This is a genomic window from Micromonospora peucetia, from assembly GCF_900091625.1.
Lineage (GTDB): Bacteria > Actinomycetota > Actinomycetes > Mycobacteriales > Micromonosporaceae > Micromonospora > Micromonospora peucetia.
In genome coordinates this window covers 2262847-2277183 of the sequence record NZ_FMIC01000002.1, presented here as the reverse complement: position 1 = coordinate 2277183, position 14337 = coordinate 2262847, and the positions used below count along the sequence as shown (strand labels likewise).

The 14337-nt window shown below is 65.0% G+C and carries 9 protein-coding genes and 2 tRNA genes; 2 read left to right on the top strand and 9 right to left on the bottom strand.

All coding sequences use genetic code 11. The features are described 5' to 3' along the window. Positions 1–19: 19 nt before the first annotated feature. The 6 genes from GA0070608_RS10665 to GA0070608_RS32565 all read right to left on the bottom strand — a co-directional run bounded on the left by GA0070608_RS10665 (position 20) and on the right by GA0070608_RS32565 (position 9602). Complete coding sequence (locus tag GA0070608_RS10665) at positions 20–271, bottom strand: phosphopantetheine-binding protein (protein ID WP_176733683.1); 252 nt, start codon at positions 269–271, stop codon at positions 20–22. A gap of 277 nt (positions 272–548) precedes the next feature. Then, positions 549–2072, bottom strand: a complete 1524-nt coding sequence (locus GA0070608_RS10660; protein ID WP_091625998.1) for an AMP-binding protein — start codon at positions 2070–2072, stop codon at positions 549–551. After that, positions 2062–3474, bottom strand: a complete 1413-nt coding sequence (locus tag GA0070608_RS10655) for a methylaspartate mutase (protein WP_091625994.1) — start codon at positions 3472–3474, stop codon at positions 2062–2064. Before GA0070608_RS10655 ends, GA0070608_RS10660 begins: the two co-directional genes overlap by 11 nt. Continuing rightward, positions 3464–3946 (bottom strand): cobalamin-dependent protein, encoded by a 483-nt coding sequence (locus GA0070608_RS10650; RefSeq protein ID WP_091625989.1) that lies wholly within the window; start codon positions 3944–3946, stop codon positions 3464–3466. The genes GA0070608_RS10655 and GA0070608_RS10650 overlap by 11 nt, the downstream gene beginning before the upstream one ends. A gap of 411 nt (positions 3947–4357) precedes the next feature. Next, positions 4358–7693, bottom strand: coding sequence for a non-ribosomal peptide synthetase (locus GA0070608_RS10645; RefSeq protein WP_176733682.1), 3336 nt, complete (start codon positions 7691–7693; stop codon positions 4358–4360). A gap of 1327 nt (positions 7694–9020) precedes the next feature. Next, the gene (locus tag GA0070608_RS32565; protein ID WP_176733681.1) at positions 9021–9602 is read right to left on the bottom strand and encodes a hypothetical protein; all 582 of its coding nucleotides are present in this window, start codon (positions 9600–9602) and stop codon (positions 9021–9023) included. A 394-nt stretch (positions 9603–9996) separates the two neighbouring features. Between GA0070608_RS32565 and GA0070608_RS10640 the strand changes: the two genes are divergently transcribed. Next, entirely contained in the window at positions 9997–11247 is a 1251-nt protein-coding gene (locus GA0070608_RS10640; protein WP_091625982.1) for a S8 family peptidase, read from the top strand. Between the two features lie 333 nt (positions 11248–11580). Here GA0070608_RS10640 and GA0070608_RS10635 read toward each other — a convergent pair whose 3' ends face one another. The 3 genes from GA0070608_RS10635 to GA0070608_RS10625 form a co-directional block, all read right to left on the bottom strand. After that, complete coding sequence (locus GA0070608_RS10635) at positions 11581–12396, bottom strand: aldo/keto reductase (RefSeq protein ID WP_091625978.1); 816 nt, start codon at positions 12394–12396, stop codon at positions 11581–11583. Between the two features lie 116 nt (positions 12397–12512). Beyond that, positions 12513–12585: transfer RNA gene (locus GA0070608_RS10630), tRNA-Arg, on the bottom strand. A 36-nt stretch (positions 12586–12621) separates the two neighbouring features. Further along, positions 12622–12712, bottom strand: a tRNA-Ser gene (locus GA0070608_RS10625). Between the two features lie 852 nt (positions 12713–13564). On the opposite strand from GA0070608_RS10625, the gene GA0070608_RS10620 reads away from it, so the two are divergent. Beyond that, on the top strand, positions 13565–14287 hold the full coding sequence (locus GA0070608_RS10620) for a hypothetical protein (protein ID WP_245715762.1): 723 nt from the start codon (positions 13565–13567) through the stop codon (positions 14285–14287). The last annotated feature ends 50 nt before the right edge of the window (positions 14288–14337 follow it).

Below are 14337 nucleotides of genomic sequence, written 5' to 3'. Positions count from 1 at the left end.
AAAGAAGTGATGGGCGTCCTCACGCGCGCTCGCCCAGGACGGCGCCGTCCTGTTCGGCGATGAGCTCACAGACATGCGCGACAGTCGGATTGCGGAAGAAGTCACGAAGCTTCAGGTTGACGTTGAACTCGGTGCTGATCCTCGCCACAACCTCGGCGGCGAGCAATGAGTGACCACCGACGTCGAAGAAATCGTCCGTCGCCGAAACGGTCTCGATGTCGAGACACTCGGCAAACAGGTCGCACATCGATTCTTCCAGCGACGTCCGCACAAATCGGTCCATGGGCATTGGGTTCTCCAACAGAAGGAAGTAGGGAAGGTACTCGGATCTGATCGGCTGATCCCCGCTGAAACTAGGCCACCGAGGGCGTTCTCGTGCCGCCACCAACAGCGGCACTTCCACCCAAGCTGCCCAAGCTGGACACCATTACTACTTTGCCGGGGTCCTGATGCCACTCGGGCCTGGGCGATCGCTCAAAGAGAAACGCACGCCGTCTTATCCGCTGGCGTCATCGCCTTCCCCGCTCCCATGCTCCGGACGCCCCGACTCAGCGCGCGAACTTCTTCTGCAGCAGTTCCGCGCAGGCAGTTCGGTCGATCTTGCCGCGATCGTTCACCGGAAGGCCGGCCAGGTTCGCGATGCGGGTAGGTATCATGTAGTCGGGTAGATGCGGGCGAAGTCGTTTGCGTAATTCACTCACTGACGGAACGTCACCGGTGCAAGCGGCAGCGAGTTCGAGTTGCCCGTCGAGATGCGCGACTGCGTGGACGACCGCGTCATCGACGCCTCCCCACATTCGTAGGGCGCTCTCTGTCTCCGGCATCTCAATCCGGTAGCCGCGGATCTTTACCTGGTGGTCCAGGCGGCCCAGGTGAACGAGGACACCATTTTCGAGGACGATTCGATCGCCGGTGCGGTACCACGCCTCAGGCCCTGGTTCGTGGCGATCGGACCCGGGTCGAGGAAGTGCGGGTTCGATGAACCTTCCCTCATTGTCTTTGGCGTCGTGATAGCCGTGGAACCGTTGGGAGCCCCGCACCTGGAGCTCGCCGAACTCCGGATCGATCTGAAAGTCCAGATGCGGGTACACCGCGCCGATCGGCACGGTCCCGTTGGAGGTCGCCGGCCAGGCGCTGCGTTCCTTCGGCAAGCGATAGGACGTCATCGCCACCGTGAGCTCGGTCGGTCCGTAGAGATTTTCCAAGGCGCTGTTCGGCGCCGCCTCGGCCCATGCCTGCGCTTGGTTGAGCGTGAGCTGCTCCCCGCAGAACAGGCTCCAGCGCAGCGACGGCATGCATCCCGGAGACAGCAGCCGTGCTCGGGAGGCCATGGAGACCAGAGAGGGCACGCAGAACCAGTGCGTCAACCGGTTCTTGTTGACGAACGCGATTGGATCGTAAACGTCGTCGGCCGACGGTATCACCAAAGCGGCTCCGGAGCCCCAGGTGACGAACATGTCGAAGACCGACAGGTCGAACGTCAGGCTGAACATCTGCGAGTGCCGGCAGCCTGGTCCCATCCCGTAGCGGGCGACGTTGAACTCGATGAACGGGTCTACGTTGCCGTGCCTGATCGGCACGCCCTTGGGCCGGCCAGTCGAGCCTGAGGTGAACAGCAGATAGGCCAGGTCGTCAGGCTTGCCCGCCCAGTCAGGTGAGTTGTCTCGCAACGCCGATCCGGCAGCGGCATCTGATGCCGCAGACGACCCGATGGACACGACACGAGCCGGGAGTACGTCCAGGAGTGCGGCGTCCGCCGTGTCGTCGGCGACGATGAAATCCAGGCCGGCCGAACGGGCGATCATGGCCAGGCGATCTGCGGGATGAGAAGGATCGAGCGGCACGACGACACCGCCGATCCGCAGGCCGGCGATGTAGGCCGCGTAGGTCTCGACGGTCCGCGTGGCGAGCAAGCCGACTCGCGGCCGGGCGACGCCCTCGGCGAGCAGGCGATGGCCGATACTGCATGAGACCTCGTCCATCTCGGCGTAGCTCAACTGCCGGCCGTCGGCGATCAGCGCCGGTTCGTCTGGATACTTCTCAACGCTCCGGATGAACCAGTCATGCAACATACGTTTCCTCCGGATCAGATCCCTGAGTTGCCGACTCGACCACAGCCGGCACAAAGTCGAACTCTTGCTCTCCTGGTGGCTCAAGGAAGTAGTTGATGTCCGCCATCAGCAGTTGCATTCGTTCATGATCATCGGCCGTGAGCCACCGATCCTCGAGCAAGCTACGGTTTCGACGTCTGACATCTTCGGAGAACGGAAGTCCTCCCGCATCCAGGTAACGTACTGCGCCGGCACGATCACGACACGGCATAACGCTTGACCTCGCGTGCCTGCTTGCGCTGAACGGAACATCCAAAGAGCCATCTTCGAATGCCGAGGAGATCGCCAGCGGAAGGTCGATGGCCTCGAGCAGTGGCCCAACGATTTCATCCACCTCGCGTTCGATCCAGTACTGCTCTTCATCCAGGGCGGACTCATCGAGCCGGATGGAATGGATGAAAGGGGCGTTCGCGACCCGCGCCAGTCGCATCCCGTGAATGTTCGCCGAGGCGTCTGGGATGCCATATCCTTCCTGGATTGTCTTTGTGACCACCTTCGCGGCACCGCCCAACCTTGCGGTCAGGGCGCCAGCGAAGATGAGTTGTTCAGCACGAGCACGACTCTTCGGAAAGACTCCCATAAACTCATGGAGCACTGGATAGACGTCGACTGACGGCGGCAGATAGCGAACTGCAAGAGACCGAATCGCGCGTAACGCAGCTACATCCTGCACCATGTTTCCGGATTGCGGGTATGCAATCGATATGCAAGCCACTCCGGCATGAGCGGCCATAACCGCTTCCAGTACGCTGATTGCGAGACTCACCGACGGTGGCACAAGGACGCCGGTGAGGCTGCCGAACAACTCCCGGTCAACGACCACACCCGCTTGAGCCAGTTCCCCACACCTGGCATCTATCTCCGCATACGCATTCAACGAGTCCACGAGCGGCACGTCTTTGCAGTATGGCAAGTTGTATGAAATTCCGCCGCCTTCGAAGGACGTTATTCCTGACGCAACTGCGGTTTCGAACAACCGGCGCGGCAGTGGAGAGCCATGACGTACCTCAAGCGGGACGGAAATCGCCTGGTTCAGGTCGCGCCCGCGCCGCCACCCATGCGTCACCAGCGGGTAGCCGTTCAGTTCTTCAGGGGCGTTGCACAACGCTGACAGCGCCATGTCGAACTGGTTGAGCCGCGTGTAGGAGTCGATTGTCAGGCTCAGGATGTCGGGGCGGGCGCCTTCTTCGAGGGCGAGCAACAGGGCGCGCATCTGCTCATGACCGCCGACACCACATCGCGGCTGAATCGCCACAAGGCCTTGGGCCTGCGCTGACCTTAGAACATCAGCAACAGTGGGCTTTTTCAATCCCTTGACGAAGGCAACCGAGTCAGCAATCAATGGCAACTCGTCAGCATCCATTGCTTGGCTCCTCGATGCGTGGCGAAGCCGGGGAGCCCGCCAGATCGTCGTCGCGTTGCACTCGGAGCCGATCGAGTACCGCCGGGATCATGGACGGGTCGCGAAGGATGTAATCCACCCCCAGCGCGTAGAGGGCCGCATCTTTGCTGATGTCGCTGTCCACGGCGACCGACAGGTTCCCTCCAACAATCACCGGGCAGGTGATCGCACCGCGATCTTTCGCCTCAGGCAGGTCGGCAAGATCCTGCCGGGCATGTCCATTGAGGCTGCCGACGAGTACCGCCTCCGCTTCTGGCCACCGAAGGAGGGCATCGCAAATATCGGATACTGTCGTGCAGGCTCCAAGGTTCACCACGTTAAAGCCATGCGATCTGAGCAAATAGGCTATGATGTGGTTTGCGACGACATGGGAGTCGCTGGCCGCGACGCACAGGATGACGGTTCGCCTGTCGGGGCAGTACTCGTTTTTCATTCCTGACCGATTTCTACATATCGAGGGTCGACCGGTGAGTCCGGTGATTCAATCTCCCCCACTGGGTCTTTTGGGCAGTGCGCAGAGGTAGCTTGGCTCGCGATAGAGGGCTACCGGAATTAACTGTTGTCATGCAGCTTCCCCGCTCTTGAACGTACGGCAAGCGGGACGTCGGCATTCATCATCGATGGTATCTATGCCTGAAATCCCCCGCAAGTAGCAACGAGGCGTTGTTTGTGCTGACGGTGTCTCGCGTCTCACTCATCTGGACCGAGTCGCTTGCATAAAGTGAAGAAGTCGGGGCCGGGCGGTAGCGCAGTGGATGGGGAAGGTCACCGGGAATTGTGGAGAGAGGAAGAAACGGCTCCAACCCGCAGACCTAAGCCAGAGGGCTGCCTACGAGGGATGATGCTATTCAACCAGTTGTGCGGCCGAGAGTTGCGCTTTCGGATCGTCTGCTCCGACGGTGAGTAGCTGACGGAAGCGGAGAACCAGTTCCTGTATCGAATCGCGGTCGAATATCTCGGTAGCGTATTCGGCGCGCAACGACCAGCGTGTCGGCGAAGCGGGGATCACCTCGACCATCAGATCAAGCTTGGCAGTTTCGTTGTGGATGGGCACCTGTTGGACATCCATGCCTGCGAAACTTACGGGGGAAGGAGTGACTGATTGAAGCGCGAAGGCGATCTGAGCGAAGGGCTGGCGGCTTCGGTCGCGGGGAGGATTGAGCTCTTGCACAAGCCGTACGAAAGGAATGTCCGAGTTGCTAAACGCGCCGAGCGCCGACTGCCTCACACGTTTCATCATCTCTGCGAAAGTCGGAGCACCGCTGGTGTTGACACGTAGGATGATCGTGTTCATCAGAAGCCCTACGAGAGACTCCGTACCGGGGTGGTGGCGGCCCGCGACTGGCACGATTATCGCCACATCGTCCCGTTCGGCATATCCTGCCAGCAGTTCCTGAAACGCTGCGGCAAGCGCCATGAAGAGCGTGCAACCATGATCTTCAGCGATTGTGCGGAGCCGACTCACGAGGGGACCGGGCAAATCGACCTCGACCCGGTCGCCACCTACTGGTCGGTGGTTTGGGCGCGACTTGTCGGTAGGGAGTTCGAAGGGGACGTAGCCGGCGAGGGCTGAGCGCCAGTAGTCCAGCTGCCGCTCGAGCCGTTCCCCGCTTAGCCACTGCTGGTACCACGCCGCAAACTCGGAGTACACGACGTTCAGCGTTGGCAGGCGTGCCGGCCGCGATCCCACGATGCTGTCGTAGAGCTCGCTCAACTCGTTGGTGATGACACCGATTGACCAGTCGTCACAGATGATGTGGTGCAGACAGAGAAGAAGAACATGCCGGTCGGGAGAAAGTCGAACCAAGCTGCCGCGTAGCAGGGGTGCGAGCTCGAGGTCGAAAGGTGTTCGCGCCACGAGATGCATCTGCGCCTCTAGGACCGTCGGGTCGTTTCCCGTCGCATCAACCTCGCCGAGAGCGACACTAACGTGAGGATGCACCCGAAGGGTGGGGACGCCACCACTCTCCGGGAAGGACGTGCGCAACACCTCGTGCCGGCTTACCAGGAGGTTCAACGCCTGGTTCAGCGCAGCTACGTCGATCTGCCCCGTGAGCTCATACGCCAAGGGGACGTTGTATATCGGTAACTCGGGGTACACCTGATGTAGGAGCCACTGACCGCGTTGGGTCGGGGATAGAGTGCCCGCTGACTGGCCCGCCAGATTTTCGGCGGCAACGGCAATCGGGGCGAGACTCTCCATCTTGTTCGCCATTGCCGCCAGTGCTGACAGGGTGGGATGGGCAAAGACATCACCCAACCCGATCCGAACACGCTCCACTGATTCGAGAAGATGGACCACACGCATCGCCGCGAGGGAATCGCCACCAAGTCCGAAGAAGTCGTCTTCGGACCTCACCACGTCAACCCCGAGTACCGTCTGCCACGCCCGCGCAATCCGCTGCTCGTCAGGACTGAGAAGAGACGGTTTGTCGCTAATCCGGTCGGCGTGATCAGAAACTGCCTGCACGTCGATCTTGCCGTTGGGAGTAAGTTGTATCTTCTCCACAATGATGATGTTGGCCGGGACCATGTACGACGGCAGCGCAGCGGCACACATCTCTTGGAGGTGTCGAGCAGTGACCGGTTCCGACGATGGGCGAGGCTGCACGTAGGCCACCAGGCGTCGCTGCCCATCTGGCCGACCGACGACGCCTGCGATGGCCCGCTCTACCCCGGGGTGGGTATGCAGGACATTCTCCACCTCAGCAAGCTCAATCCGATGCCCGTTTACCTTTACCTGACGGTCCCGGCGCCCGACGATCTCCAGCGTGCCGTCTGCTCGGTATCGTCCGAGATCCCCCGTCCGGTACAGGCGGGCACCAGAGCGGCCGCCAAGGTGGTCAGGCACAAAACGCTCAGCCGTGAGACCCGGTGACCCGACGTAGCCGCGGCCCACCCCAGAACCACCGAACACGATTTCGCCGACGACCCCATACGGGACCGGTAGAAGATTCTCATCGAGCACGTAGACCTCGATGTTGGGGTTGGGGCGCCCCAGGGGGGTGGTCCCTCGACCGCCTTCGGCAGTAACGGCGGTCGCATCCACGCAGCAACCGCCTACGGTAACCTCCGTGGCGCCGTATTGGCTCAGCACCGTCAATCCCGCTACCCGGGCCGCAAGGGACCTGACGACCTCCAGGCGCAGCGGTTCACCGCCGACGAACAGCGTCTTGGTGGCCAGTCTTCCGCCCCGTAGCCGGAGATGCCCGTCGAGCACTTCGAGGTGCGATGGGGTAAGCCGGACAAAATCGAAATCGGCGTCGCTGGTGAGCACGTCGACTACCTCGTCGATCCTCGCACCGTCGGGCATCAGCACCATCTCCGTGCCCCTCATGAGGGGAAGGAAAATGCACGGCACTGTGAAGTCGAAGCTCAAACGTGTATGAACCAGGGTGCCCTGCCGATGGCCCGTGGGTAGCACGGAATCAGCCCACAGTAGGTAGTTCACCGCACTGCGGTGCTCGATCATTGAGCCTTTCGGCGTGCCGGTGGAGCCGGAGGTGAAGATTACGTACGCCAGATTGCTCGGGGTGGCGGGGGACTCCGGCCGGTCGGTCGGTTGTGTCCGCAGCTCGGTGACATGCTGGTCGACGTCCAAAACGGGGAGACCGGTTGGCGCCAAAATATCAGCGGTGCCGGCATCCGCGATGGTCAGGCTGACACCGGCGGCCGCAAAAGCGGCTGTCGTCCGTTCTACGGGCTGATCGCGGTCCTGCGGTACGTAGGCTGCGCCAGCCTTGAGGATCGCCAGGATCGCGACGATGACCCCCGGACCCCGCTTCATGAGAACGCCCACCCGGCACTCCGGCCCGATCCCGTGCTGATGGAGTAGCCGAGCCAACTGGTTGGCCTGTCGCTCCAGATCACCATAGGTGAGCGTGGAGTCGCCACACGAGATTGCGACGGTGTCGGGCACCCGATCTGCCTGTTCCTCGAACAGTTCGTGAAGGCACAGATCTGGAATGCTGACTGCCCTGCCCCGTCCCCACTGCCGGGTGACCCTCGTGGCCTCGTCGGTTGTCAGGATGCTGAGAAGCCGAGCAGGAGTGTGCGGATCGGCGTATGCGCTGCCCAGGAGAGCCATCAGGTGAGCGATCATGCGACGAGCGGTGTCGCGGTCAAACAAGTCAGGATCGTAGCTGAGCTGACCATCGAGACCGGCGGAGGTCGCAGTCATCGTCAGTGCGATTTCCGCTTTGGAGGTGCTCCCATCGGTGACGGGAGACTCCGATGGCCCGCTGTGGACCGCTGTCCCCTGGCCATACCAGGCAAACGCCGCGCGTACCGTCTGGATTCGAGGTTCGGATCGGCGTTCGCCGTCGCCCGGATGCTCTGCCGGCTTACCGGGGAGGCACATGAGATCGGAGCCGCCTGCTCTCGCCAATGCGTCGAACCCTAGTAGTCCAGGATCACCACACTCGACGACGGCGCCTGGCTCCGTAATGTGATGGTCCGCTCTGGCTGACCCGACGGGCACACACGTCACACCCATGACGAATCGTCGCTGCCCGCTATAGCGGTGCAGCAGGAGACGCCACGCGGTCTGGAGCACCACACACCCGTCGGTCCCGATCCGCTCCGCCAATACGTCAACCTGCTCGGCCATGGTCCCGGTGATGGCGAATGGCTCGTCCACCCTACGGCTGCCGCAAGCGTGGGTACGCGGTCGGTCGGTAGGTAGTTCAAGGAGCGGTTCGTCTCCTGAGGTCCAATCGGCTAACTCAGACAATTGCTCAGTCACGGCCGCTCCTGTGGCAGAGATGGGATTGCGTTCGCTCCTCCGTCGCAGAAGGAGGGATAACGGAGAGCAGGCAAGAGCGAGGACGTGAGCCGCGAGGAGAGAGTGAATGCATGCGCCCGCAGGCCGCTCTACAAGCCAGTCGAGTCTGTAGGCACCAACTGAGACCACCATGCTGACCGCCTGGTTCGAGGCGGTCGCCGTCAGGATGGCCTAGCGGCGGCGAGGGCACGAGCGGCGCGGGGTCACCACCGACGCTGCACCTGGTCACCCTGGTTAGCGACATCGGCAACGCGTAGTTGCAGTGGCCACACCCCACCGGGCATTCCGCGGACGGCCAGAGGTGGAACGTCGAAACGTGCGTCTGCCCCGGCGCGAGGCGCGCAGACAGCGATTCAACGATGTCGTTACGTAAGGGTTCGAGCGGCGACACATCTCGCGGCGCACCGTTCGGCCCTTGCTGCCTGAAGATGGATAAAGGCATGAATGACTCCACCAAAGGTGCGCGTTATTCGATACTGCACCCATCCACAGCCCACATTCGGCAAGGTCCACCCTCGCAGATACTTGACTGCGCAATTACTAACAGTAGGATGCCCCCGTGCTATGTATCGCCCTCCCGGAGGGGGATCCTACGCACAGCTAGTGGATCAAAGCAACACCCTCGATCTCGCCCATAGGTCGGAGGGCGATGGTGGACGACGACACGACCTCATTGACCACCTTGATCACTCTTTCCTACTATAAGACCCACCCGCCGGAGTGATCAGCATTCCGAGCGGCCGCGGGCGGTGCGAGGTGCCTTGCCCCGCCACCCCGGCCACGCTGCTGGCCTGGCGCTGTCGGCTGGGTGCGCCGTCATTGGACGTACCCCCAACCGGGCCGGCTGGCCGCGAGTGACGCGCGGATCGCGGCATGGGCGGATGCTTTTCAGGCCCCAGGGTCGGCCTTGGGGCCCGGCCGATCCCGGGTTGGAAGGTACGGTCGCAGTCAGACAGGAAAGCAGCGCGGCTGCCTGTCGGGCACGGAGACGGAAGATCGCCGACGCGAAGATCAGCAGGAATACGGCAGCGATCACCGATGCCGGATCGGCCGGTCCACGGACCACCGCCCACCATTCGGCGGACCCACCCGGGCTGCCTCCCAGCAGGCTGACGATGAAGAAATAAGCGATCGGCACCGCGACCGTTGCTGATTGTCCGAACGTGCTGAGCAGTAGCAGCGCTGCACCGACGAAGAACATGGCATTTCGAGCGAGGCTCGCGCCGAGGGCGCCGTCGCCCAGGGCTGCGGCCGTCAGGCACACGACAACCACCGGGATGAGCGCGAGCCCGACGAACGGCCACATCGGGGCAGTCGGCCTCGTCGACGCCTTGCTCGTCCCGCGAGGTCGGCAGGAACAGCCGCCAATCGAGAGGACGCGAGGCGGTGTCGGTCACCGCGTGGACACTCACCCGATCTGGCAGTTGCGACCTTACCAACGTGCCGGAGTACTGCCCGGCGCCCCCTTGCGGCCCCCGCAGGCAGCAGCAGCCGCAGTCGAGGCCCCGGAAGCAGCCCTGATACACCGGGCCAGAACTCTTCTCACTCCATGCCCAAAAAGACTCCCATCGATTGAATTGATGAATTTCACGATGGAATCCGGCCACATATCGGCTGTACGATCCAGCAAAACCGTTCGGACCATTCAATCGGCGCGTCGTACGCCCGCCGGAATGGCCGGAACAGAGGGAGGCTGGGAGATGGGACTCCACCGCCACACGATCTTCGCCCGCGAGCGTCGAGCCGGAACGGCCGCCATGGCCACGCTCGCCACCACGGTCATGCTCCTCACCGTGGCTGCCGGACCGGCCACTGCGACACCCGCTACCGAACCGCCGTCCGGGACGACCGGCGAGATCCTCGGCACCGGCAACGCCACCCCCGTTCCCGGCAGCTACGTGGTCACCCTCAAGGACAGCGGCGGTACGGTCGGCGATCGGCAGGCTGGCGTGTCCCGCCTCGCCGACCGGTACGGCTTCCGCCCGGACCAGGTCTGGCACGACGCGCTGAACGGCTTCTCCGTGCGGACCTCCGAGTTGGTGGCCCGCCGGCTGGCCGCCGACCCGGCGGTAGCGGTCGTGGAGCAGGACCGTTTGACCAGCTTGGCCACCACCCAGACGAACGCGCCGTGGAACCTCGACCGGATCGACGCATCCCTGGGACTCAGTGGTACCTACAACTTCACCAGTGTCGGGACCGGCGTCCGGGCGTACATCGTGGACAGCGGGATCCAGATCAGCCATGTCGACTTCGGCGGCCAGGCGGTGTACGGCTACGACGCCGTCGACGGCGTGCTCCCGGCCAACGACTGCAGCGGGCACGGCACCCACGTCGCCGGCACCGTCGGCGGGACGACCTACGGGGCGGCCAAGAACGTTGTGCTGGTCGCGGTCAAGGTGTTCGACTGCGCCCTGCCGAGCACGCTGTCGATGTTGATCAACGGGATCAACTGGATGATCGCCAACCACCTCGCCGGGCAGCCGGCCGTGGCGAACATCGGCGTGCTGACCAGCCCCACCGTCGCGCTCAACACCGCAGTGACGAACGCGGTCGCCGACGGCATCACGGTAACGGTTCCGGCCGGCAACTCGAACGTGAGCGCCTGCACCGTCTCACCCGCGTCGGTGCCGACCGCGCTGACCGTAGGCGCGACGTTGACGAACGACAACCGGGCAAGCTGGTCCAACTTCGGTCCCTGCCTGGACATCTTCGCTCCCGGCGAGCGCATCACGTCGGCCTGGTGGAACTCGATCACCGCGACCCAGACGATCAGCGGCACCTCACACGCCGCGCCGCTCGTCGCCGGCGTCGCCGCTCGGGTGCTCAGCAACAACCCGACCTGGACACCGGCCCAGGTGGCCAGCTACCTGTTCAGCGTCGCCAGCCCGGTCGTGATCAACCCGGGGGCCGGCTCGCCCAACCGTCTCCTGCACCTGTCCCCGGCGCTCTGACCTGGCCCTGTCACCGGCCGGCCCACGCGGTCAGCCGCTCGCCATCGGAAACGGAGCGAGCAGGCCGCGCAGGGCCGGTCCGGGTCGCCCCGACCGACTTCTCGCTCCACGAACCAAGATCAATCCTTGATCGGTCCCCGACCGGCGGCGAACAGCGGGCTGAGGAGGACCTCCGAACAAGACGGGCCTCCGACCGACCAGGAAGGGTGGCTGATCTTCGAAGTGCCCGGCAGGATTCGAACCTTCCCCCACGCCGACGACATGGTGCGCTGCCGGAAGCCAGATGCGTGGATCACTCGACCGTCACCGCCAATGATCGCCTGGGTGCGCGTGTCACCGCCTGGCATGCATGGTGTCGAGCTGTTGCAGCGCTTCTTCGGGCAGTTCGAGATCGGCGGCTGCGATGTTCGCTCGGGCGTGGCTGATCCGTGTGGTTCCGGGAAGCGGGATGACTCTGAGTCCATGGATGGGCTCGCGGTGGTGAACCCAGGCCAGCGCGACTTGCCCAGGCGTGGCGCGGAGTTGCCGGGCGATGCGTGCCAGGATCGCTTGCGGGTGCGCGGTCGCGCCGCCGTCATGCGGCTCCTGGTGGAGTAGGCCATGGGATGTCGGTGAGTGCGCCACGATGGCCACGTGATGCCTGGCTGCGGCGGACAGTGGGCCGTCCTCGACGCCGCGATCGGTCAGCGACCACCGTTCCTGCAGCGCTGCGATCGGGTGCACGGCCTGGACGCGGTGCAGATCCTCGGCGCTGACGTTCGAGAGTCCGAGCGCGCGCACTTTTCCGTCGGTGATCAGTTCCGCCATGGCACCGACGGTCTCCTCGATGGGGACCGTGTCGCTGCGGTGGTGCAGGTAGTACAGGTCGATGACTCCGATGCCCAGCCGCTTCAGGCTGGCGTCGCAGGCGTGTCGCACGTATGCGGGGTCGGCTCGGACATCGAAGCCTTGAGGTGTGTCCGGGCGCGGCCGGAGGCCGAACTTGCTGGCCAACATCACGTGGTCACGCCGGGAGCGGATGGCGCGGCCGACAAGCTCCTCGTTGCCGTACGCATCGGCGGTGTCGATCATGCGGATACCAGCGTCGACAACCGTCTGGATCACGGTGACGGGGTCGCGATCCGGTTCGCCGGCTGCGCCGTCGCGCACAAGCGGAAGGCCCCGTGAGCAATCCGTGAGCAGCCGGAAGGTCTGGTGATCCCTGCCCGGCCTTCCCGGGAGAGCGAAATGGCCTCCCACCGCAGGTGGGAGGCCATTTCTGGAGGTGCGCCCGAAGGGACTCGAACCCCTAACCTTCTGATCCGTAGTCAGATGCTCTATCCATTGAGCTACGGGCGCCCGGTGCTCAGCCAGTCTACACACCCGGCTTTCGCGCGGAGACTCCGGGATTCGAACCCGGGAGGGGCTTTAAGACCCCAACCGCATTAGCAGTGCGGCGCCATAGACCAGACTAGGCGAAGTCTCCCTGGTGGCCCTGCAGACCACCGCGCCCGAGGATACAGGGCCCCACCCATCAGGAGCAAAGCGACTTCCCTGTCCGTCCCTCCGCCTGACGTGGCGAGGTGCCCTCACCTGGCCGGGGCTTCGTCCCGGTCTCGCCTTTCTCCGCTGTGCGGGGGCGTGATCGGGACTACGCTCCATCGATATGCAGGAGCAGCCGCCGCGCGAGCCGACCCGCCGAGAGCCTGCTGAGGGAGCGCGTCGACGCTCCCCGAAGGCAGCCTTCAGCCCGCCTCCCGCACCACCCGGGCCGGCCGGCCCGGAGGATTCCGGGAAGCGCCCCCGGCGGGCGAAGCCAGCGCCCGCCGTGCTCTTCCAACCGCCTTCGGCCGATTCGCCGCTGCCCCGCCAGGCCGACCGCTCGGCCGAGCCTGCGCCACGGGAGCTTCCCGATTCAGCGAAGGAAATAAGCAAGAGTGACGTCCCGCACACCAGCGGCGACCTACCAGCCTCGACCGCAGACCAACTGACGTCCGCCACAGACACCGCTGCGAAGCAACCGGCCTCCGCCACAGACACCGCTGTGGGCCAGTCAGCCGCGAGCCCGAAGTCCTCCGGCGGGAACGCCGCGCCCGGGCGGAAGACGCCTGCCGCCAGGAAGGCACCCGGGAAGAAGGCTGCCGCGAAGAAGGCCACACCAGCCGCAGGGTCCGAACCCGCCCGAAATGCCACGTCCGAGGCAAAGACCGCGCCCGCCCGGAGATCGACACCCGCGAAGAAGACTGCCCCGACGACGCTCGCCCCGGCCCCGACCGAGGCCTCAACCCCGACCGAGGCCCCGACCCCGACCGAGGCCCCGCAGACCGAAGTCTCAGCCGTGACCGAGGTCCCGGCCCCGAGCCCAGCACCGGCCCCGGCCGCCGACACCGACGCCGTGGTGGCGAGCGCCCCACTGGGGCGTACGCCGGAAACGGTCCTTCGGGTGGCTGCCGCGCGGGTGCTCGAGCATCCCGCCTTCGCGCCGGAGCTGCTGGCCCTGGCCGCCGTCGAGGCGGTCGGGCCGCGCGCCCGCGACTGGGCGCAGCGGCTCCGCGACGCGTACCCCGACGCGGGTGCCGACGGGTTGGCGCGGCTCGCGACCCGGCGGTTCGTCCGGCAGGCTGGGGCGGGCGGGGCGACCGCCGCGCTGGCGGGGCTCTTCGCGCCGGTGGCTGAGCTGGCTGCGGTGTTGTGGGCGCAGGCCAACCTGGTGCTGCACCTGGCGGCGGCGTACGGCCGGGACCCGGCCGATCCGGAGCGGGCGGTGGAGTTGCTGGTGCTGACCCGCGTGCACCCGGACGCCGAGAGCGCGCGGGTCGCGTTGGCGGCAGCGCGGTCGGCAGACGAACCCGGCGCGGCGGGCTGGCCCCGGGCGGCGGAGGCCGCGTGGCGGCTGGCGGCGCCGCTGGTCGCCCAGGCGGGCGGCTGGTTGGCGCTGCGGCTGGCGTCCCGGCTGCTGCCGGGCCTGGCGCTGCTCGCGGCGGCGGCCGGCGACGCGGCGGCGGCCGAGCGGCTCGCCGCCCGCGCGATCACCGCCTACCGGCGACCGCCGACCGGCTGAGCGGAACACGACGGCTGCGGAACCGCGGCGACGGCTGGAGATCTTGGTAC

Excerpts from the sequence above, each read along its gene's own strand:
- GA0070608_RS10660 (WP_091625998.1), bottom strand. The coding sequence starts at position 2,072 with ATGTTGCATGACTGGTTCATCCGGAGCGTTGAGAAGTATCCAGACGAA.
- GA0070608_RS10655 (WP_091625994.1), bottom strand. The coding sequence starts at position 3,474 with ATGGATGCTGACGAGTTGCCATTGATTGCTGACTCGGTTGCCTTCGTC.
- GA0070608_RS10640 (WP_091625982.1), top strand. The coding sequence starts at position 9,997 with ATGGGACTCCACCGCCACACGATCTTCGCCCGCGAGCGTCGAGCCGGA.
- GA0070608_RS10645 (WP_176733682.1), bottom strand. The coding sequence starts at position 7,693 with ATGACTGCGACCTCCGCCGGTCTCGATGGTCAGCTCAGCTACGATCCT.
- GA0070608_RS32565 (WP_176733681.1), bottom strand. The coding sequence starts at position 9,602 with ATGTGGCCGTTCGTCGGGCTCGCGCTCATCCCGGTGGTTGTCGTGTGC.
- GA0070608_RS10650 (WP_091625989.1), bottom strand. The coding sequence starts at position 3,946 with ATGAAAAACGAGTACTGCCCCGACAGGCGAACCGTCATCCTGTGCGTC.